Source organism: Planosporangium mesophilum (genome assembly GCF_016863255.1).
Classification (GTDB): Bacteria; Actinomycetota; Actinomycetes; order Mycobacteriales; family Micromonosporaceae; genus Planosporangium; species Planosporangium mesophilum.
The window spans coordinates 53,660-76,127 of the sequence record NZ_BOON01000022.1 but is presented as its reverse complement, the minus strand read 5'-3'; the positions used below and the strand labels follow the sequence as shown (position 1 = coordinate 76,127).

Below are 22,468 nucleotides of genomic sequence, written 5' to 3'. Positions count from 1 at the left end.
ACCGATGACGAGCCGTCCCGTGGTAGATCTCAACTGAGCTCCTCCCTCGATGTAACCGCCGCGCCCGGCGCCGCGGGTGTCGCCGTCCGGCGACGGACCAGGCAGGCTGCGACGACCACGACGGCCAGCACGGCGCCGACGGCGGTGGTGACCGGATCGAGCCAGAGCAGGGCCACCCCGGCGGCCGCCGCGAGGACCCGCTCGACCACGCCGGCCGGGCCGACGCCGAGCAGCCAGCCGCCCGCGGCGACGGCGAGCGCCGCCACCCCGAGCGCGGAGGCCGCGAGCGCGAACGCGACCTGGCCGACTCCTCCCCGGCCGAGCAGCCCCTCGCCGGCCGGCGTGAGCACGAACGCCAGCGGCACGAGGTAGGCCGGCAGCGCGTACCGCAGGGTCTGCCACATGGTCGGGATGATCCGGCCACCGGTCACCGCCGCGGCCGCGACCGCCGCGAGCGCCGTCGGCGGGGTCGCCTCGGAGAGGACGGCGAAGTAGAAGACGAACATGGCCGCCTCGGGCAGGCTGACGCCGAGGTGGATCAGCGCCGGGCCGACGACCACCCAGCCGATGATGAACGAGGCGGTGACCGGCACCGCCAGCCCCAGCAGGGTGAGGGCCACCGCGGCGAGGATGGCCGTCAGCGTCGCCACCACGGTGGCGTTGTCGGACACCGCCCTGGCGCCGTCGACCAGCAGCGCCGCCGTCTGCGGGCCCAGGCCGGTCTTGGTGGTGACCGCGGTGATGACGCCGGCGGCCGCGCAGACCGCGGCGACCGGCAGCACGCCCCGGATGCCGACGGCGAGCGACTGGAGCAACCGCTGCGGTGTCAGCCGGTACCGGCGGTCCAGATAGGACAGCACGGCGGCGAGCAGCGTCGCGTACACCACCGCGCGGGTCGCGGACTGCCCGAGCGCCAGGAAGACGACGATCACGATGAGCGAGCTGAAGTGGTAGCCGAACCGGGCCAGCAGCGCCCACGGCGAGCGCGTCTCGACGGTGACGCCGCGGACCCCGAAGCGCCGGGCGTCGATCTCCACCGCGAGCAGGATGCCCAGGTAGTACAGGAGCGTGGGCCCGGTCGCCCAGATCAGCACCTTCAGGTACGAGACGTTGAGGTACTCGGCGATGATGAACGCCGCGGCGCCGAGCGTCGGCGGCGACAGGATCGCGCCGACCCCGGACGCGGCGAGCATGCCACCCGCGCGCTCCGCCGGATAGCCCGCCCGGCGCAGGATCGGCCAGGTCACGGCACCGACGCTGACGGTGGTCGCGGCGCCCGATCCGGAGACCGTGCCGAGCAGGAAGCCCGCGGCGACCGCGGTGCGCCCGGCCGCACCGCGCGACCGGCGGAAGGCGGCCACCGACAGGTCGACGAAGAACGCGCCGGCGCCGGAGAGGTCCAGCACCGCGCCGTAGATGGTGAACAGCACGATGTAGGTGGCCGCCACGTCGAGCGGCGTGCCGTAGAAACCACTGGCGGAGTTGTAGAGCGCGTCCACGATCTGGCTGAAGTCCAGGCCGGCGTGCGCGATCGACCAGCCCTGCGGCAGGAAGCCGCCGTAGTAGGCGTACCCGAGGAACAGCACGCAGACGCCCGGCAGCACCCAGCCGGTGGTGCGCCGGCAGGCTTCCAGGACGAGTACCAGCAGCACCGCGCCCATCACGACGTCGACCGGGTCGAGCAGCCCCTGGCGGTTGAGGAAGGCGTTGTACCCGCCGCCCGCCCCGGCGAGCGGGATCGGCAGCACCGGGTAGAGGGAGACCACCAACGCAGCGACGGCCAGCACCCAGTCCAGCGGGGTCGGCCGGTCGGTGCGCGGCTTCATGCGACGCAGGCGGATTCCGGCGTCGTACGAGAGGAACACCAGCGGCAGCACGCCGGCGAGAAAGAGGATCAGATAGTACTGGCTGCCCTGGGCCAGTGGCCGGAACAGTTGCCAGAGCACGAGCAGCCCGACGGCCACCGCGACGCCGCTGACCAGCGTCGCGAGCCGGCCGGTCAGAACCCGTCCCGGCTTCTCCTCCTCGAACTGCGCGGCGAGCTGGGCGGCCGCCTCGGGGGTCAGCGCACGGCCGGCGGTGGTGGCCAGGGTCGTGTCGGACGCCGCCGGTACGGTCTCGGCCGTGGTCGTACCGTCCCCGGAAGTGGTCCTGTCGTCCGATGTGGACGAAGGCGCGGGCTCGTCCGTCCGGCCCGATCCGGCCGGGTCCGTGCCGCCGGGACCATCCATCGATCGACTCCGCTCCACGGCAGCGGACGATACGCGAAAAGTGAAATTCCTGGTATCCCGCGTACTGTGCGTAACCGCCCGTCGAGTCGCGATTGGACGTCGATCAGACGGGTGACCCCTGCGGCGACGGCCGCCGTTCGAGGGAGGTGGCCGCGTGCGCCGGCTCGCTCGCGATGGCGGCCGGAACCACCGTGCGCCGCGACGAGCCCCTGAACATGACCGCCACCAGGCCGATGAAGGCCGGGACGAACAGGTAGATCCCGAACGAGGCGAGCACCACCGCGGCGAACAGGGTCGCCACCACCGCCGTCCGGCGACCGGCGCTGCGCGGCGGGAGGATCCGTACCGCGGCGGCGGTGCCGACGATGGTGACGGCGGCCAGGCAGGCCGAGGTCGCGCGCAGGAGCGTGTCCAGGTCGATCCGGAACCCCACCGTCGCCGCGGTGGCCAGGCCGGTCAGGACGGCCAGCAGGGTAAGGCTGCGGCGGGGCACCTCCCCCGCGGCACCGCCCTTGGCCAGTGCCCGCGGGAGCGCGCGGTGGCGGGCGAGCGCCGACCCGAGCCTGGCCCCGCCGGCGATGTACGTGTTGATCGCCCCGAAGGTGAGGAAGACGGCCGCGGCGGCGGTGATCGTACGGGCCGCTCCCCCGATCCCCTTCTCCAGCAGCAGGGTGAGCGGCACCGGCGAGGAGGCCGCCCGGCCACCGAGCACGCCGATCGTGGTGACGGCCAGCCCGAGGTAGAGCACCCCGACCACGATCAGGGTCAGCACGGTCGCCCAGGGCAGGTGCCGGCGCGGGTCGGAGAACTCCGCCGACAGGTGGCTCGCGGCCTCCCAGCCGGCGAAGGCGAAGAACAGCACCCCGGCCGCGCTGGCGACGCCGGTCCAGCCGTACGGGGTGAACGGCGTGAAGTTGTCCCGCTCCACGTACGGGACGGCGGCCACCACCGCCGCGACGAGCAGCCCGACCAGGAGCACCAGCAGGAGCAGTTGCACCCAGCCGGACAGTCGCAGGCCGGTGTAGTTGGCCACCAGCGCGGCGACCACCAGCCCGCACGCGACCTGCGCGGTCGCCTGCGGGCCGAGCCCGAGGGCGACCGCCACGTACTCGCCGCCGATCAAAGCGCCGGCCGGTACGCCGATCGTGACGGCGAGGAAGAACCACCACCCGACCGCCGCCGCGGTGTGCCGCCCGAACGCGGAGCCGGCGAACCTCGCGACCCCGCCGTTGTCGGGGAAGCGGGCGCCGAGGGCGGCGAAGGTGAGCGACACGGGCACGCTCAACGCGAGCAGGGCGGCCCACGTGACCAGCGACGCCGGACCGGCCGCTGCCGCGGCGAGCTTGGGCAGCGCGAGCACGCCCGGGCCGAGTACGGCGCCGACGAAGAGCGCCGTGCCCTGAAGGAGGCCGAGCCGGTGGATGCGGCGGTGGCGGGCGACCGCGGCCCAGCCGGGCACCGTGGACAGGTCAGCCATGGGGCACCGCACTCATCCGGACACTCATCGACACCCCGCCCCTGGGCCACCCGAGGCCGCGCCGTGTCCCCCCGCCGCGACCGAAGAAAAGCGGCACGAAAGCCCGGATTCCGTACGTCAGTGATCTTCTAGCTCCGGACACGATACCGTGCCCGGCCCGTCCGCGGGCCCCGTATCAATCGATCCCGATCGCAATCGGGCACGCTCCCAGGAATGGTCCGCGAAGGCGAGAAGGCTGTGACTCGCGTCACAACGGGAACACTCTTGCGCCCACCAGACTTGAGTCGAACACACTCATGATTACGTGATTACAGAGGTGTGATGTGGCTACCCTTCCGGTGTTGCCCCTTGTCGACGCGGTCCTGCTGCCCGGCATGGTCATCCCCGTCACCTTGGACGCCGCCACCCAGGCCGCCGTCGACGCGGCCCGCGCGTCGGGTGACGACACCCTGATCGCCGTGCCCCGGCTGGATGGCGAGTACGGCCCCGTCGGTACGACCGCCGTGATCGACAAGGTCGGCCGGCTGGCCAGCGGCGAGCGCGCCGCCGTGATCCGCGGCCTCGCCCGCGCCCACATCGGCTCCGGCGTGGCAGGCCCCGGTGCCGCGCTGTGGGTCGAGACCACCCCGTTCGACGAGGCGGCGCCCACCGGCCGGACCCGGGAGCTGGCCCGCGAGTACAAGACGCTGGTCACCTCGGTCCTCCAGCGCCGCGGCGCCTGGCAGGTGATCGACGCCGTCGAGCGGATGGACGACCCGGCCGAGATCGCCGACTCCGCCGGCTACTCCCCCTGGCTGTCGGTCGCCCAGAAGGCCGAGGTGCTCGCCGCGGCCGACGTCGACACGCGACTGACCCTGCTCGTCGACTGGATCCGCCAGCACGTCGCCGAGCTCGAGGTGGCCGAGCGGATCAGCGAGGACGTCCGCGAGGGCATGGAGAAGAGCCAGCGCGAGTTCCTGCTGCGCCAGCAGCTCGCCGCGATCCGCAAGGAGCTGGGCGAGGAGGAGCCGGACGGCGCCGGCGACTACCGGTCCCGCGTCGAGGCCGCCGACCTTCCGGAGAAGGTACGCGAGGCGGCACTGCGTGAGGTCGGCAAGCTGGAGCGGGCGAGCGACGCCACGCCGGAGGCCGGCTGGATCCGTACCTGGCTGGACACCGTGCTCGAACTGCCGTGGAACACCCGTACCGAGGACAACACCGACCTGGACGCGGCGCGGGCGGTGCTCGACGCCGACCACGCCGGCCTCGACGACGTCAAGGACCGGATCCTGGAGTACCTGGCGGTGCGCAACCGCCGGGCCGCCCGCGGCCTGCATGTGGTCGGTGGACGCGGTTCCGGGGCGGTGCTGGCCCTCGTCGGCCCGCCCGGCGTGGGCAAGACCAGCCTCGGCGAGTCCGTCGCGCGTGCGCTGGGCCGAAAGTTCGTCCGGGTGTCGCTGGGCGGCGTCCGCGACGAGGCGGAGATCCGCGGCCATCGGCGTACCTACGTCGGCGCGCTGCCCGGCCGCATCGTGCGCGCGATCCGTGAGTCCGGCTCGATGAACCCGGTCGTCCTGCTGGACGAGGTCGACAAGCTGTCGGCCGGCTACGCGGGCGACCCGGCCGCCGCGCTGCTGGAGGTGCTCGACCCGGCCCAGAACCACACGTTCCGCGACCACTACCTGGAGGTCGACCTCGACCTGTCGGACGTGCTGTTCCTGTCCACCGCGAACGTCGCCGACACCGTGCCCGGCCCGCTGCTGGACCGCATGGACGTGGTGACGCTCGACGGGTACACCGAGGCGGAGAAGGTCGCCATCGCCCGCGACCACCTGCTCCCCCGCCAGCTCGAGCGCGCCGGCCTGACCGACGACGAGGTGAGCGTCGACGACGAGGTGCTGCGCCGGATCGCCACCGAGTACACCCGGGAGGCGGGCGTACGGCAGCTGGAGCGGGCGCTGACCCGGATCCTGCGCAAGGCCGCCGTCAAGCTGGCCTCCGACGAGTCGACGATCCGCGTCGACGCCGCCGATCTTCGGGCGTACCTCGGCCGGCCCCGGTTCACCCCGGAGTCGGCGGAGCGCACGGCCGTACCCGGCGTCGCGACCGGGCTGGCCGTCACCGGTACCGGCGGGGACGTGCTGTTCATCGAGGCCACCGTCATGGATGGCGAGCCTGGTCTGACCCTGACCGGGCAGCTCGGCGATGTGATGAAGGAGTCGGCCCAGATCGCCCTGTCGTACCTGCGCTCGCACGCCACCGAGCTGGGCATCGACCCGACCGCGCTGGGCGGTCGCCGCCTCCACGTCCACGTGCCGGCGGGCGCCGTCCCCAAGGACGGCCCGAGCGCGGGTATCACGATGGTGACCGCGCTCGCCTCGCTGGTCACCGGGCGTCCGGTACGCCCGGAGGTGGGCATGACCGGCGAGGTGACGCTGTCGGGTCGGGTACTGCCCATCGGCGGGGTCAAGCAGAAGCTGCTCGCAGCAGCCCGGGCCGGGCTCACCGAGGTGATCATCCCGGCGCGCAACGCACCGGACCTCGACGAGGTACCGGCCGAGGTGCGGGAGGCCCTCACCATCCACCCGCTCAGCGACGTCACCGACGTGCTGGCGCTGGCGCTGCGCCCGGCCGGCGAGGCGGCCACCGCCGTCGCGGCCTGAGACACGCGCGGTGGGCCGTCCGGAGCCCGGACGGCCCACCGTACCGCCGTACCGCCGTACCGCCGTACCGCCGTCCACTGTGCCGGCGTGACGGTGTGACCCAGCACGTCACGACGCATTCCTTCACTCAGTGCAGATAATGCCGATAGCCGCGTATGGGCCATGACCAGGCGATCGGACGGAACACACTGCTCGGGCTGCTCCGCGGGGCGGGCGGCACCGCATCCGAGCAGATCACACGCGCACTCGAGGTGCTCCTCGAGGAGCTGAGGATGGAGGTCGCCTTCGTCGGCGAGTTCCACGACGGTCAGCGCGTCGTCACCCACTCCGCGAGCGTGCCGGGCAGCCTGACCGTACCCGTCGGCATGACCCAGCCGGTCGAGGAGACCCTGTGCCATCTGATCGCCACCGGCGCGCTGGAGCCGCTGGTCCCCGACGCGACCACGCATCCGGTCATATCCGCCCATCCCGCCGCCCGACTGGGCATCGGCGCCCACGCCGGCGTACCCCTGTACTCCGGGGCGCGGATCGTCGGAACACTGTGCTGTGCGTCCCGGACCGCGCGCGAGAGCTTGAACGAGCGTGACACGGAGACCCTGCGCGCCCTCAGCGCGTACATCGGAGAGCTGCTCACCGGTCCGGCCGCCGCCGATCCGCAGACCGCACCCGTGGACCTGAGCCGACTGTCGAGCGCCGTGGCGGGCGGGCAGGACCTCGAAGGGCTGACCCGGCCACTGCTGGAGCTGATCCGGCAGGTCACGCACCTCGACACGGCGTTCTTCTCGTTCGTCGACTGGGAGGCCGAGGAGCAGCGGGTCACGTACTCGCTCAACGCCAACCCCGGTGAGATGAACATCCCGGAGGGCATCAGCGCCCCCTGGTCGGACACGCTCTGTCGGCGAGCCATCGAGCAGGGGCGGCCGCTGACCAGCAACGTCCCCGAGATCTGGGGCGAGTCGCAGGTCGCCCGCGCCCTCGGCATCGTCACGTACCTCACCGTCCCCGTCCTCGACGCGCACGGCGCCGTGGTCGGGACGCTGTGCGGGGCCAGTGGTAAGTCGAAGGAGGTCGACCCTCGCCACGTGGCCTCCATGGAGATGTTCGCCCGCCTCATCGCTGATCAACTGGCGCGCGAGGCCGCCCGCAGCGCCGAACTGGCCCGGATGGCCGCGTTGGAGGAGCGGATGAGCAAGCTGCGCGAACTCGCCGAACGCGACCCGCTCACCGGCCTGCTCAACCGCGCCGGAATCCAGAGCTGGCTCGCCACCGCGCTGCTCGAACTGCACCCGGACGTCGAGCAGCTCGCCGTGGCCTTCGTCGACGTCGACCGGTTCAAGCACGTCAACGATTCCCACGGGCACTCGATCGGCGACGAGGTACTGCGCCGGCTCGCCTCGTCGCTCGGTACCACCGGGCGTACCGGCGACCTGTACGGCCGGCTGGCCGGCGACGAATTCGTCGTCGCCGGGATGCTGCCACCCACGCCGGCGGCGCTGGCCGCCTGGACCGGACGGCTGCGGCGGGCCGCCGTCGTGGAGGTCGGCGACGTCCACGTCACCGCCAGTGTCGGCGCCGTCGGCATCAGCGACCCCGAGCTCACGACCAACGAGGTGCTGCACCGCGCCGACGAGGCGATGTACCGCGCCAAGGCGGCGAGCCGCGCCGACGCGGTGAAGTACCGCGCCGACGCGGCGTGATCCACTCCGGGCCGTCCGGTCAGGCCGGCCGGTAGGTCTTGACGACCGTCTGACGCAGCGTGTTCCCCGCCGGGTGGGCGACCGTGGTGCGCACCGCGACGAGCCCGGCGCCGGCCCGGATGGAAATCAGCCGATCCGGTCGGCGCGGCCGGCCCGGTATGTGTCAGCACCGGGCGATGCATTGCCGCCAGACGTCATCCCGCCGGTCGCCCTCATCGGCGAGCAGGTGGACACCGGGCGGGCATTTTCCCCGCGCGGTGCATCGCGCGCAGTGATGCACCCCGCGCACCGTTGCACACAGTGCACGCGCGCCGCTACGTTTTGTACCTGACCAGGAACCAGCGGCAACTACGGGGGTCTGCCATGTCGATCGATCTCGTCACCCACCCGTCCGGCGCGGACGCGGTGGCTTACGGCTTCTCGCGGCCCACGGTGGACGACGTGCGAACCACGGTGTACCGGGTGTACACCGGTGGAGCGCAGGGCGCCTGGACCGAGTTGCTGCAGCGCGCCGGACTGACCGGCCAGGAGAACGACTCGGCCGCCGTCGAGCGACTGGTCGCCACCGCCGCCGCCTCCGACGATCCGGTGATGGTCATGTGCGGGCAGGCTCACGCGATCCGGCTGGCCACCCACAGGCGACTGGTCGCCGTCCGCGACCTCGTCACGGCGGCCGCCGCCTGAAGAGCCAAAAGACGACGACCAGAACGACAACGACCAAGCGGTAAAGAGCCGAACAGCAACGGCCCGGCGTCCGGTTTCGACAGCGAGACCGTGACGGCCGGGCCGTTGCCGTACCCGCACCCCAAAAGAAACGCTTTATTCCCAAATAGAACTAAGGGGACGTCCCGCTCCCCCGATGACTGTTTCGTCGGCCGCCGTGACAGAGACGCGGTGCGAACGGACAGCACAATGCCGGAGAAGGCGGGACGAATGACCAGCACCACCCACAGCGGCCCGGCCACAGCCCCTCGGCCGAACGTCGTCTCCCGCGTACTCGGTGACCTGAGCCTGCGTACCAAGATCCTGGGCGCGGTCGGCGTGATGGCCGTCGTGGCCGTCGCCGTCGGATCGGTCGGGATCACTCGCCTGGGCGTCATGAACGACGACGCCCACACGCTCTACAACGGCGGGCTGGTGCCGGTGCGCAACATCGCCAAGGTCGCCGACATCATGAAGCAGACCCGCCTCGACGTGGTCAACGCGTACGCCATCGCACAGCCGGCCGGCAAGCAGAGGATGGTGGAGGCGCTCAAGAAGGACGACGCGGCGTTCGCCGCAGCCATCGAGGTGTACGCGTCCGACGCGGTCTCCCCGCAGCTGGTGAGTCAGTTGCGCGAGGACTGGGCCGCGTACCAGAAGCTGCGCGACGAGCGCTGGATGCCTGCCGCGCTGCGCAACGACGGCGCGGCGCTGGACAGCGTCCGCGACTCGATGCTGGTCCCCGCGGGCAACAAGGCCACGGCCACCGTCGAGGAGATCACAAAGGCGGAGGACGCGGACGCCCGGCGGCGCCTTCTTCTCGGCGAAGCGGCCTACAAGTCGGCGCGCACAACCATGATCACCGTACTGGTGGCCGGGCTGGTCATCGCCCTCGGCGTCGCGCTGCTGATCGTCGGCACGATCGTCGGCAACCTGCGCCGGGTCTCGGCGGCCCTGGGTGACCTGGCCCGCCGCGACCTCACCGCGTCCGCCGGGCTGACCAGCACGGACGAGTTCGGCCGGATGAGCCGTGACCTCGACACCGCGATCGGGTCGGTGCGCTCGACCGTCGGGGAGCTTGCCGACACGGCCAACGGGCTGGCCTCGGCCGCGCAGGAGCTCTCCGCCGTCAGCTCCCAGCTCAGCAGCGGCGCCGCGGACGCCTCGGCGAAGGCCACCAGCGCGGCCGCGGCGGCCGACCAGGTCAACGGCGGCGTGCAGACCGTGATGGCCGGCGCCGAGCAGATGTCGGCGTCCATCAAGGAGATCGCCGGCAACGCGACGAAGGCCGCCGACGTCACCCGGGAGTCGATGGAGATCGCCGAGTCCACCAACGGTCAGATCAGGGAGCTGGGCGCGGCGAGCGCCGAGATCGGCGACGTCGTCAAGTTGATCACCTCGATCGCCGAGCAGACCAACCTGCTCGCCCTCAACGCCACCATCGAGGCGGCCCGCGCCGGTGACGCAGGTAAGGGCTTCGCGGTCGTGGCCAGCGAGGTCAAGGACCTCGCCCTGGCCACCGCGAAGGCCACCGAGGACATCACGGCCCGCATCACCGCCATCCAGAACAGCAGCAGCGGGGCGGCCACCGCGGTCGGGCGCATCCGCGAGGTCATCGAGCAGATCAGCGAGTTCAGCACCACCATCGCCTCGGCGGTGGAGGAGCAGTCAGCGACGACCAACGAGATGACCCGCGCTATCACCGACGCGGCCAAGGGCAGCGGCGAGGTGACGCGCGGCGTCGGTGCGGTGGCCGAGGTCGCCGACGCCACCGCCGACAGCGCCCGCGCCAGCCGGGAGGCCGCCGACGACCTGTCGAAGCTGTCGACCAAGCTCAACGGCCTGGTGCAGGTGTTCCGCTACTGAGGTACGACCCAGAGGGTCCTGGTTTGCCCCCGGCCAGCCGGGTAGGTGACCAGGACCCTCTCTGTACCACCACGCCGAGGGAGTTTGGCGCATGGTGCATATCGGCTACGCGCTGTCGAGCGAGGAGCACCCGGCGAACGATCTGGTCGCGTACGCGCGCCGAGCCGAGGAGGCCGGCTTCGAGTACGCGATGATCTCCGACCACTACCACCCGTGGATCGACGAGCAGGGTGAGAGCACCTTCGTCTGGTCGGTCCTGGGCGGCATCGCGCGCGAGACCGCGCGCCTGACCGTGGGTACCGGGGTCACCTGCCCGACGATGCGCTACCACCCGGCGATCATCGCCCAGGCGGCCGCGACGGTCGCGGAGATGATGCCCGGCCGGTTCCTGCTCGGCGTCGGCACCGGTGAAGCGCTCAACGAGCACATCACCGGTGACCACTTCCCCTCCCACGAGGTCCGCGCCGAGATGCTCGAGGAGGCCGTCGATGTCATCCGCCAGCTGTGGTCGGGCGACCTGGTACGCCACTACGGTGAGTTCTTCACCGTGGAGAACGCCCGGGTGTACTCGCGCCCCGACGCGACGCCGCCGATCATCGTCGCGGCGGCCGGCAGGCGCGCGGCCGACCTCGCCGGCCGGATCGGCGACGGGCTGATCAACTTCACGCCGGACCACGAGGTCGTCGCCGAGTTCCGGGCGGCCGGCGGCGGCGACAAACCACGCTTCGTGCAGTTCAACGTGTGCTGGGCCGCCGACGAGACCGAGGCCCGCCGCACCGCCCGCGAGACCGTACCCACCGTGGCTCTGCAGGGCGAGGTCACCACGCTGCTGCCGACGCCGAAGCACTTCGAGCAGGCCACCGCCGCCGTCACCGAGGACCAGATCGCGGAGGTCGTCGTCTGCGGCCCGGACCCGGGCCGGCACCTCGACGGCATCCGCACGTGCGTCGAGGCGGGCTTCGACCACGTGCACGTCGATCAGGTCGGGCCCGATCAGGAGGGCTTCTTCCGCTTCTACGAACGCGAGATCCTGCCCGAACTCCGGTAGGAGTACGCGTGGCCGCCGAGCAAACCCCCGCCCGACCCGGCACGATGCGCGAGCATCGCAGGATCGGCCGTACCCTCTTCGCCGACTACGGCGGTCCGGCCGTGTCCGTCACGCTGCTGACCCCCGGCATCGCCCGGATCCGCTTCGCCCCGAGCGGTGCTTTCGCTCCCCGCCGCTCCTGGTCACCGGTACCGCCGGACGACGACTTCGACGAGCCACCGGTCAGCGGTACGACCACGGCCGACGGCGCCGTCGAGATCGGCTCGACCGGGCTGACCGTACGCCTGGAGCCGGCGGCCGGCCGGGTGACGGTCCTCGACCCGGCGACCGGGCGGGTTCTGCTGAGCGACGGCCCCGACGGCGGACCGGCCTGGGACCCCGACGGCAGCGCGTTGACCTGGACCAGACGGATGCCCGCCGACCAGCACTACTTCGGCCTCGGCGAACGCACCGGGCCGCTGGACAAGCGCGGCCGACGGCACACCTTCTGGAACACCGACCGGTTCTCCGGCCACTGCCCCGGTACCGACGAGCTGTACAAGTCAATCCCGTTCTACCTGGCGATGGACGAAGCGGGCCGGTGCCACGGGCTGTACCTGAACAACACGTACCGTTCCGTCTTCGACCTGACCGATGAGCGCGGCGAGCGCCTGGTCATCGCGTGCGACGGCGGTGAGCTGGACCAGTACGTGATCGCCGGGCCGCACCCCGGCGACGTCGTCGGGCGCTACACGTCGGTGACCGGCCGGATGCCGCTGCCGCCCCGGTGGGCGCTCGGCTACCACCACAGCCGCTGGGGCTACGAGACCGAGAAACAGATCCGGGAGGTGGCCGCCCGGCTGCGGGCCGACGGCATCCCGGCCGACGCCGTGTACCTCGACATCGAGGCCCTCGACGAGTACCGGAACTTCACCTGGGACCGCAAACGCTTCCCCGACCCGGCCGGGCTGGTCCGCGACCTCGCCGCACAGGGTCTTCAGACGGTGCTGCTCGTCGACGTCGGCATCAAGTACCAGCCCGAGGGCGGCTACCGCCCGTTCACCGAGGGGGCCGAGCGCGGGTACTTCCTGTCCGACAGCGGCGGCCGCCTACTGCTGCGGTACGTGTGGCCGGGACTGTGCGCCTTTCCCGACTTCCTGCGTCCCGACGTGCGCGACTGGTGGGGGCACCTGCACGACGAACTACTCGCGACCGGGATCCACAGCTTCGTCAACGACATGAACGAGCCGTCCATGCGGGACCGGCCGATCTACGAGCCCGGGGCGCGCCCCGTTGACCCACCCCCGGACACCCCGCACGGGCCGCCGGACGAGCGGACGACGCACGCCGAGGTGCACAACGTCTACGCGAACGCCGAGAACGTCGCGACGCGCGGTGCGATCATCCGGCACCGCCCTGGGGAGCGACCGTTCCTGCTCAGCCGGGCGGGCTTCGCCGGCCTGCAACGCGATGCGGCGACCTGGACCGGCGACAACGCCAGCTACTGGGAAGAGCTGGAGCTGTCCCTGCCGCAGCTGCTGACCCTGGGGCTGTGCGGCGCCGCGTTCGCCGGTGCCGACATCGGCGGCTTCTACGCCGACGCCGGCCCGGAACTGCTCGCCCGCTGGTACCAGCTCGGCGCGTTCTACCCGCTGGCACGTGCCCACAACGCCAAGGGCTGCTCCGACCAGGAGCCGTGGGTGTGGGGCGAGCGGATCGAGGCGGTGTGCCGTCGCGCCCTCGAACTGCGCTACCGGCTGCTGCCGTACCTGTACACGGTCTTCGCCGACGCGTCCCGGACCGGGGCGCCGGTGCTGCGGCCGCTGCTGTACCACTACGGCGACGACGAGTCCGCCCGGCTGCGCGACGACCAGGCCCTGCTCGGCCGTGATCTGATGGTCGCGCCGGTGCTGCGGCCGGGCCGCCGGACCCGGGAGGTGTACCTGCCCGAGGGGCGCTGGTACGACCTGCGCACCGGCGCGGCGGCCGACGGCCGCGCCTCCGTGCTGGCCGACGCGCCGCTGGAGGGCGAGCTCCCGGTCTATGCCCGGGGCGGCGCCGTCATCCCGTTCGGCCCGGTGCGGCGGTGGGTCGACGAGGGCCCCCTCGATCCCCTGACCCTGCGGGTGTTCCCGGACGCCGACAACGCGGCCGAGGGCGTGCTGTACGAGGACGACGGGGTCGGCGTCACCGGCCCCTCGGCCACCACCCGGTACGCCTACCGGGGCGGGACCGTGACCGCGCGCCGCGACGGAGACTTCGCACCGGCCCGGCGCGCGGTCCGGGTCGAGGTGCCCGGCCGGCCGGAACGGGTTCTCGACGAGGATCCGGGAGACTGGGAGCTGTCCCCATGACCGATGTGATCAGCCCGGACCCGGTCACCGAGTGGCACCCGCGGTACCTGCCCGCGTACCTCTCCAACGGCGTGGTGGGCATGCGCGTCGGCAAGATACCGATGTCCAACGGGGTGTCCGTCCTCAGCGGGTTCGAGGGCCTGGACCCGGCCAACGAGGTGGAGGCGTTCGCCCGCGCCCCCTATCCCCTGGGCGGGGACCTGAGCGTCGACGGAGTGACGCTGTCTGCCAGCCCGGAACGCTTCCGGCTGGGTGAGTACCGGTACGACTTCTCCTGCGGTGAGCTGTCCGGTCACTTCACCTTCGAAGGTGAGCACGCACGCGCCGAGGTCGACATCCTGGACTTCTGCAGCCGCACCCAGCCGACCCTGGTGCTCCAGGAGATCGATCTACGGGTCGACCGGGACTGCGACCTGACGATCGCGGCGGTCATCGACACTCGCGGCCTGCCCGGCAGCTGGGTCGATCGCGAGGTCGACCCGGGTGGCACGCTGGCGTCCCAGCCGGTCGACGGCCTGCTGCGCTGGCGCAGCTTCGGCGGCCTGAGCACGTGCGGGGTCGCCTACGTGACGACGCTGAACGGGACGGACGAGTTCGACCGGATCTTCGACCGCAGCCGGATCGGGCCGCTGAGCACCACGTACTCGTTCCGGGCCGAGGCCGGCCGCCGCTACCGGCTGCGGCGGATGGTCAGCCTCCTCCCCCAGGCGCTGCACGACGAGCCCCACATCCACGCGGTCCGGATGCTTCAGGGCGCCCGGCTGCGCGGATTCGACGGCCTGCGCGCGGACAACCGGGCCGCCTGGCGCGAACTGTGGAAGGGCCGGGTCGTCCTGGTCGGCGCGCCGACCCGCTGGCAGGCCCTCGCCGACGCGGCGTACTTCTACCTGCACACGTCGGCGCACCCCTCCTCGCCCAGCAGCACCTCGCTGTTCGGGCTGGCCTACTGGCCGAACTACCACTACTACCGGGGCCACATCATGTGGGACATCGAGATGTTCGCCCTGCCCCTGCTGACCGTCACCTACCCGGAGGCCGCCCGCGCCCTGTTGAACTTCCGGCGAACCCGCCTGCCCGGCGCTCGCAGCAACGCCGCCGCGGTCGGCCGGGGCGGCGTGCAGTTCCCGTGGGAGAGCAGCCTGCGCCACGGCCAGGAGGCCGCGCCGGTGGACGCCCCGGCCGCCGCCGTCGAGCACCACGTCAGCATGGACGTCGCCGTCGCGTTCGCCCGGTTCCTGCACGCCTCCGGCGACTCCGAGTTCGCCCGCGAGCGGGCCTGGCCGGTCCTGTCCGGGGTGGCCGAGTGGCTGGACGACCGGCTCGAACGGACCGAACGCGGCTACGAGATCCGCTACGTCAACGGCGTCGCGCAGACGAACACGACGGTGAACAACAACGCCTTCGTCAACATGGCCGCCATCGTCGCGCTCCGCGAGGCGGCGGCGCTCGGCCGCGCCCTGGGGCGCGGCGAGCCGGACGCCTGGGAGCGCCTGGCCGCCGAGGTCGTGCTACCGATCGACCGGGACAACGGGATCATCCTCAACCACGACGACTACGACCCCGACGAGGAGAAGGGCGAGACGCCGGAGGCGCCGGCCGGGCTGTTCCCGCTCGGGTTCGACGTCGACCCCGAGACCGAGCGCCGGACGCTTTCGTACTACCTCCGGTTCGCCCACCGGTACGCGGGGGCACCGATGCTGTCGTCGATGCTGGGCGTGTACGCGGCACGGATCGACGACCGCGACGCCGCCCGGGAACTGTTCGAACGCGGCTACGCCGACTTCGTCGTCGAGCCCTTCCGGATCACCACCGAGTTCAGCCCGAAGGTGTACCCCGACCAGCCGGTCGCCGGCCCCTTCACCGCCAACCTGGGCGGATTTCTGACGGCCTGTGTGTACGGCCTGACCGGGGTGCGGCTGCGCGACGGCCCCCCGGAGTCGTGGTGCGAGCGGCCGGTCCGGATGCCACGCGGCTGGGACGGCGTGCACGTCGAGCGCCTCTGGGCCCGGCGCGAGCCGACGACCCTCACGGGTGAACACGGCGACGACCACGCCCGCCTGGTGCCCCACTCTCCTCCGTGATCATGGGAGTCGGCCGGGATCCCAAGATTGTCGATCATCCGGTAATGGCGGATATAGTCCGTTTGGCCCCGCCTGCCTCATCCGATCATGTGTCTCGGCTCATGATTACGGCGGACCGCCATAGGGCAAACGGAGCCGACAGCCGGCACACGTGGCGGGCCGTAGGACACCAGGCAGGAGCGGACAGATGCAGGTGTGGCCGGGAACTCGGTACCCACTGGGCGCCAGCTACGACGGCGCGGGGACGAACTTCGCGCTCTATTCCGAGACCGCCGACCGGGTGGAGCTCTGCCTGTTCGACCCCGACGGCACCGAGACCCGCGTCGACCTCACCGAGGTCGACGGTTTCGTGTGGCACGCCTACCTGCCGGGCATCGAGCCCGGGCAGCGCTACGGCTACCGGATACACGGGCCGTACGACCCCGCGCGGGGGCTGCGCTGCAACCCGCACAAGCTGCTGATCGACCCGTACGCGAAGGCGATCGACGGTGACATCGACTGGGACCCGGCGGTCTACGCGTACGAGTTCGACGATCCGGAGCGCATGTCGGAGACCGACTCCGCGCCGTTCATGCCCAAGGCGGTCGTCGTCAACCCGTACTTCGACTGGGGCAACGACCGGCCGCCGCGGACCCCGTACCACGAGACCGTCTTCTACGAGGCGCACGTCAAGGGGCTGACCTTCCAGCACCCGGAGATCCCGGAGGACCTGCGCGGTACGTACGCCGGCATCGCGCACCCGGCCATGATCGAGCACCTCACGACGCTGGGGGTCACCGCGATCGAACTGATGCCGGTGCACCAGTTCGTCAACGACCACCACCTCGCCGACCGGAACCTCTCCAACTACTGGGGCTACAACACGATCGGGTACTTCGCGCCGCACTACGCGTACTCGTCCATGGGTCACGGCGGGCAGCAGGTGCAGGAGTTCCGGGCGATGGTGAAGGCGCTGCACGAGGCCGGCATCGAGGTCATCCTCGACGTCGTCTACAACCACACCGCCGAGGGCAACCACCTCGGTCCCACGCTGAGCTTCCGCGGCATCGACAACCCCTCGTACTACCGGCTCGTCGACGACGACCCGCAGTACTACATGGACTACACCGGCTGCGGCAACAGCCTCAACGTGCGCAGCCCGCACACGCTCCAGTTGATCATGGACTCGCTGCGGTACTGGGTGCAGGAGATGCACGTCGACGGCTTCCGCTTCGACCTCGCCGCCACCCTCGCCCGCGAGTTCTACGAGGTCGACCGGCTCTCGACGTTCTTCGAGGTGGTACAGCAGGACCCGGTCGTCGGCAACGTCAAGCTGATCGCCGAGCCGTGGGACGTCGGCCCCGGCGGCTACCAGGTCGGCAACTTCCCACCACTGTGGACGGAGTGGAACGGCAAGTTCCGCGACACCGTACGCGACTTCTGGCGCGGCGAGCCCGCCACCCTCGGCGAGTTCGCCAGCCGAATCTCGGGCTCGGCCGACCTGTACGCCGACGACGGGCGGCGACCGCTCGCCAGCGTCAACTTCGTCACCGTCCACGACGGTTTCACCCTGACCGACCTGGTCTCGTACAACGAGAAGCACAACGAGGACAACGGCGAGGACAACCGCGACGGCGAGGGCCACAACCGATCCTGGAACTGCGGCGCCGAGGGGCCCACCGACGACCCGGACATCCTCGCACTGCGGGGCCGGCAGCGGCGCAACCTGCTCGCCACCGTGCTGCTGTCACAGGGCGTGCCGCTGATCGGGCACGGTGACGAGCTCGGCCGCACCCAGCGGGGCAACAACAACGTGTACTGCCAGGACAGCGAGCTGAGCTGGGTGGACTGGGCGAACGCCGACGAGCAGATGCTCAAGTTCACCCGGACCCTGATCGAGTTCCGGGCCAAGCACCCGGTCTTCCGCCGCCGCCGGTTCTTCACCGGCCGCCCGGTGCGCCGGGTCAGCGGTACGCCGATCCCGGACCTGGGCTGGTTCACCCCCGACGCGCGGGAGATGGCCGAGGAGGACTGGGACACCGACTTCGGCCGCTCGGTCATGCTCTTCGTCAACGGCGAGGGCATCAAGGAGACGGGCCCGCGCGGCGAGCGACTGGTCGATGACTCGTTCATCCTCTGTTTCAACGCCCACCACGACTGGCTGGAGTTCGTGCTGCCACCCGCCGAGTTCGGGCAGAAGTGGGAACTGGTCATCGACACCGGCGAGTTCCCCAGCGAGTACGTGAAGTCATCGCAGACGGTCGAGGCCGGCGGGAAGCTGCACGTGCGCGACCGGTCGTTCATCGTGCTGAAGCGGGCGGCCTGAGGTGCGACCGGTCTCCACGTACCGGGTGCAGGTGCAGCCCGGCTTCGACCTCGACGCCACCGCCGGGCTCGTCGACTACCTCGCCACGCTCGGCGCCAGCCACCTGTACACCGCTCCCCTGCTGGAGGCCACGCCCGGCTCGGAGCACGGGTACGACGTCGTCAACCACTCCCGGGTCAGCCCGCAGCTCGGCGGCGAGGAGGGTCGGCGCCGGCTGGTCGACACCCTCCGCTCGGCCGGGCTCGGCCTGGTCGTGGACATCGTGCCCAACCACGTCGGGGTGGCGGTACCGGAGGCCAACCCCGCGTGGTGGGACGTGCTGCGGCACGGCCGGGAGTCGGCGTACGCGCACTGGTTCGACATCGACTGGTCCCGCCCGCGGATCCTGTTGCCGGTGCTGGGCGACGGGTCCGAGGAGATCGAGAAGCTCGAAGTGGTCGGCGACGAGCTGCACTACTACGACCACCGGTACCCGATCGCGCCGGGCACAGGCGACTCCGGCAGCCCGGCCGAGATCCATGACCGCCAGCACTACGAGCTGGTGTCGTGGCGGCGGGGCAACGCCGAGATCAACTACCGGCGGTTCTTCGCCATCGCCGAGCTGGCCGGCATCCGGGTCGAGGACCCCTCGGTGTTCGACGCCACCCACCGCGAGGTGCTGCGCTGGTACACGTCCGGCGAGCTGGACGGCATCCGGATCGACCACCCCGACGGATTGCGTGACCCGGCCGGGTACCTGCGGCGGCTGGCCGACGCGGCGCCGGACGCCTGGCTGGTCGTGGAGAAGATCCTGGAGGTCGGCGAGGAGCTGCCGGACTGGCCGGTCGCCGGTACCACCGGGTACGACGCGCTGCGCGAGGTGTCCGGGCTGTTCGTGGACCCGGCGGCCGAGGGCGCGTTCAGCCGACTCTCCCCGTCCGACTGGCCCGAGGAGGTGCACCGGGGCAAGCAGGAGGCGGCCACGAAACTGCTCGCCGCCGAGCTGACCCGCCTCGGGCGCTTCGCACCGGACGTGCCGGCCGCGCGGGAGGCGCTCGCCGAGATCGCCACGCACTTCCCGGTGTACCGCTCGTACCTGCCGGCCGGCGCCGGGCACCTGACGTCAGCGCTCACGGCGGCATCGGCGCACCGCCCCGACCTGGCCGCGGCGGTCGAGGCCCTCACGCCGCGCCTCTCCGACCCGGACGACGAGCTGGCCGTACGCTTCCAGCAGTACACCGGCGCGGTGATGGCCAAGGGCGTCGAAGACACCGCCTTCTACCGGTACAGCCGGTTCACCGCGGCCAACGAGGTCGGTGGCGACCCGGGCCACTTCGGCGTTGCGGTCGCGGACTTCCACGCCGCGGCCGGGGCCCGGCAGCGCCGCTGGCCCACGGGGATGACCGCACTGTCCACACACGACACCAAGCGCTCCGAGGACGTGCGCGCGCGGTTGGCCGTACTCTCCGAACTTCCCACCGCGTGGGCCTCGGCGGTGCAGCGGTGGATGACCCGCGTGCCGCTGCCCACCGGGTCGTCGAACGACGTGGCGATGGCCCAGCTGCTGTGGCAGGCCGTCGTCGGGGCGTGGCCGATCGAGCGGGAACGGCTGCACGCGTACGCGGAGAAGGCCGCCCGCGAGGCGGCGACGTCGACGTCGTGGGCCGACCCCGACCCGGACTTCGAACGGGCGATGCACGCGGTCGTGGACGCGGTCTACGACGACCCCGCGCTACGGGCGGACGTCAGCGGGTTCGTCGACACGGTCACCGCCGCCGGCTGGTCCAACTCGCTGGGCCAGAAGCTGGTGCAGCTCACCATGCCGGGTGCCCCCGACGTGTACCAGGGCACCGAGCTGTGGGACTACTCGCTGGTCGACCCGGACAACCGACGCCCGGTCGACTTCCCCGCCCGCCGCGAATTGCTGGCCCGCCTGGACGCCGGCTGGCGGCCGCCCGTCGACGCGTCGGGCGCCGCGAAGCTGCTGGTCACCAGCCGGGCGCTGCGGTTGCGCCGGGACCGCCCGGAGCTTTTCACCGGCTATGAGCCGCTGGCGGCCGAGGGCCCCGCCGCCGACCACGTGGTCGCGTTCGACCGCGGTGGTGCCATCTCCGTCGCCACCCGGCTGCCGGTCGGCCTGCGGCGGGGCGGTGGCTGGGGTGACACCCGGCTGCCGCTGCCTTCTCCGCTCACCGACGTCCTCACCGGCCGACGTTTCACCGCCGGCGCGGTGCCGCTGGCAGACCTGCTGGACACCTACCCCGTCGCGCTGCTGGCCGGAGGAGCACTGTCATGACCGAGTTCAGGGTGTGGGCGCCGAAGGCGTCGACGGTACGGCTGCGCGCCTGCGGCGGCGACCACGAGATGGAGGCCTCCGAGTCGGGCTGGTGGCGGGTCGACGTCGACGGGGCCGGCCCCGGGACCGACTACGCGTACCTGCTCGACGACGCGGACCAGGCGCTGCCCGACCCCCGGTCGGCGTGGCAGCCGAACGGGGTGCACGGGCCGAGCAGACGGTACGACCACGCCGCGTTCGAATGGACCGACGCCGGCTGGACCGGTCGCCAGCTCCCCGGCAGCGTCCTGTACGAGCTGCACGTCGGCACGTTCACGCCGGGGGGCACCTTCGACTCCGCCATCGATCGCCTGGACCACCTGGTCGACCTCGGCGTCGACCTGGTCGAACTGCTGCCGGTGAACGCCTTCAACGGCGAGCACAACTGGGGCTACGACGGCGTGTGCTGGTACGCGCCGCACGAGCCGTACGGCGGCCCGGACGGCCTGAAGCGCTTCGTGGACGCCTGCCACACCCGCGGCCTCGGCGTGATCCTCGACGCGGTCTACAACCACTTCGGTCCGTCCGGCGCGTACACCCCGACGTTCGGCCCGTACCTCGGCCAGGCGGCGAACCCGTGGGGCGCGTCGATCAACCTCGACGGCCCCGACAGCGAGGAGGTCCGCCGGTACGTCATCGACAGCGCCCTGATGTGGCTGCGCGACTACCACCTCGACGGGCTGCGCCTGGACGCCGTGCACGCGCTGGTCGACCACGGTGCCGTACACCTGCTGGAGCAGCTCGCCGTCGAGGTGGAGTCGCTCTCGACCCACCTCGGCCGGCCGCTGTCGCTGATCGGCGAGTCCGACCTGAACGACCCCAAGGTGATCACCTCGCGCGAGGCCGGCGGGTACGGCCTGCACGCCCAGTGGGACGACGACGTCCACCACGCGCTGCACGCCGCGCTCACCGGCGAGCGCCAGGGCTACTACGCCGACTTCGGCTCGCTGGAGGGCGCCGCGGCCGTACTGGAGAACGCATTCCTCCACGCCGGTACCTGGTCCAGCTTCCGGGGGCGCCGGCACGGCCGCCCGGTGGACCGGTCCCGTACGCCCGGCCACCGGTTCGTCGCGTACCTGCAGAACCACGACCAGATCGGCAACCGGGCCGTCGGCGACCGGCTGCCGGCCACGCTGTCGACCGGGCTGCTGAAGGTCGGGGCGACGCTGCTGCTGACCGGCCCCTTCACCCCGATGCTGTTCATGGGTGAGGAGTGGGGCGCCACCACGCCCTGGCAGTTCTTCACCAGCCATCCGGAGCGGGAGCTGGCCGCGGCGGTCGCGAACGGGCGGCGGAGCGAGTTCGCCGCGCACGGCTGGCCGGCCGGGGAGGTACCCGACCCGCAGGCGCCCGAGACGTTCCAGCGCTCCACGCTGGACTGGTCGGAGCCGGACAAGCCCGACCATCGGGAGCTGCTGGAGCTGTACCGGCGACTCATCGCGCTGCGCAAGGCGGTCCCCGACCTGTCCGACCCGTGGCTGGACCGGGTGGAGGTCGCCACCGGCGACCGGTACCTGACCGTCCGGCGGGGTGGCTGCGTGGTGATGGCGAACCTGGCCGACCGGCGGCAGCGGATCGCGGTCCCCGGCCGGGTCGGGACGGTACTACTGGCCACCGAGGGCGGCGCGACGGTGACCCCCGGCGCGGTGGAGTTGCCTGCCGAGTCCGCGGCCGTGGTCACCATTCGATAGTCGGGGTCACCTGACCCGGCGATGGCGGCGACATGGTGAGCGAGGTGGTGCGGCCGCCTCAACGCGGACAGCGGCCGCTCC

General features: G+C 71.8%; 12 protein-coding genes. 10 read left to right on the top strand and 2 right to left on the bottom strand.

Annotated features, from left to right (window positions below):
* Positions 1 to 29: 29 nt before the first annotated feature.
* On the bottom strand, positions 30 to 2,231 hold the full coding sequence (locus Pme01_RS12500; RefSeq protein ID WP_168115537.1) for a TRAP transporter permease: 2,202 nt from the start codon (positions 2,229 to 2,231) through the stop codon (positions 30 to 32).
* 103 nt (positions 2,232 to 2,334) lie between these two features.
* Positions 2,335 to 3,708 carry an APC family permease gene (locus Pme01_RS12495; RefSeq protein ID WP_168115538.1) on the bottom strand — a complete coding sequence of 458 codons (1,374 nt, stop codon included), beginning with the start codon at positions 3,706 to 3,708 and terminating at the stop codon, positions 2,335 to 2,337.
* A gap of 323 nt (positions 3,709 to 4,031) precedes the next feature.
* Here Pme01_RS12495 and lon point away from each other — a divergent pair, with 323 nt between their 5' ends.
* From lon to treZ, 10 genes are all read left to right on the top strand, one after another.
* Positions 4,032 to 6,350 (top strand): endopeptidase La, encoded by a 2,319-nt coding sequence (gene lon / locus Pme01_RS12490; RefSeq protein ID WP_168115539.1) that lies wholly within the window; start codon positions 4,032 to 4,034, stop codon positions 6,348 to 6,350.
* Between the two features lie 155 nt (positions 6,351 to 6,505).
* Positions 6,506 to 8,047, top strand: coding sequence for a sensor domain-containing diguanylate cyclase (locus Pme01_RS12485; protein ID WP_168115540.1), 1,542 nt, complete (start codon positions 6,506 to 6,508; stop codon positions 8,045 to 8,047).
* A 363-nt stretch (positions 8,048 to 8,410) separates the two neighbouring features.
* Entirely contained in the window at positions 8,411 to 8,731 is a 321-nt protein-coding gene (locus Pme01_RS12480) for a hypothetical protein (RefSeq protein WP_168115541.1), read from the top strand.
* Between the two features lie 249 nt (positions 8,732 to 8,980).
* Entirely contained in the window at positions 8,981 to 10,615 is a 1,635-nt protein-coding gene (locus Pme01_RS12475) for a methyl-accepting chemotaxis protein (RefSeq protein WP_168115542.1), read from the top strand.
* A 91-nt stretch (positions 10,616 to 10,706) separates the two neighbouring features.
* Positions 10,707 to 11,663 (top strand): TIGR03557 family F420-dependent LLM class oxidoreductase, encoded by a 957-nt coding sequence (locus Pme01_RS12470; protein WP_168115543.1) that lies wholly within the window; start codon positions 10,707 to 10,709, stop codon positions 11,661 to 11,663.
* An 8-nt stretch (positions 11,664 to 11,671) separates the two neighbouring features.
* Complete coding sequence (locus tag Pme01_RS12465) at positions 11,672 to 13,996, top strand: glycoside hydrolase family 31 protein (protein WP_168115544.1); 2,325 nt, start codon at positions 11,672 to 11,674, stop codon at positions 13,994 to 13,996.
* Positions 13,993 to 16,077: a glycoside hydrolase family 65 protein gene (locus Pme01_RS12460; RefSeq protein WP_168115545.1), complete on the top strand. Its 2,085-nt coding sequence runs from the start codon at positions 13,993 to 13,995 to the stop codon at positions 16,075 to 16,077. The genes Pme01_RS12465 and Pme01_RS12460 overlap by 4 nt, the downstream gene beginning before the upstream one ends.
* A gap of 187 nt (positions 16,078 to 16,264) precedes the next feature.
* On the top strand, positions 16,265 to 18,382 hold the full coding sequence (glgX, locus tag Pme01_RS12455) for a glycogen debranching protein GlgX (RefSeq protein ID WP_168115546.1): 2,118 nt from the start codon (positions 16,265 to 16,267) through the stop codon (positions 18,380 to 18,382).
* A 1-nt stretch (position 18,383) separates the two neighbouring features.
* Positions 18,384 to 20,657, top strand: a complete 2,274-nt coding sequence (gene treY / locus Pme01_RS12450) for a malto-oligosyltrehalose synthase (RefSeq protein ID WP_168115547.1) — start codon at positions 18,384 to 18,386, stop codon at positions 20,655 to 20,657.
* Positions 20,654 to 22,387, top strand: a complete 1,734-nt coding sequence (gene treZ, locus Pme01_RS12445; protein WP_168115548.1) for a malto-oligosyltrehalose trehalohydrolase — start codon at positions 20,654 to 20,656, stop codon at positions 22,385 to 22,387. Before treY ends, treZ begins: the two co-directional genes overlap by 4 nt.
* Positions 22,388 to 22,468: the final 81 nt, after the last annotated feature.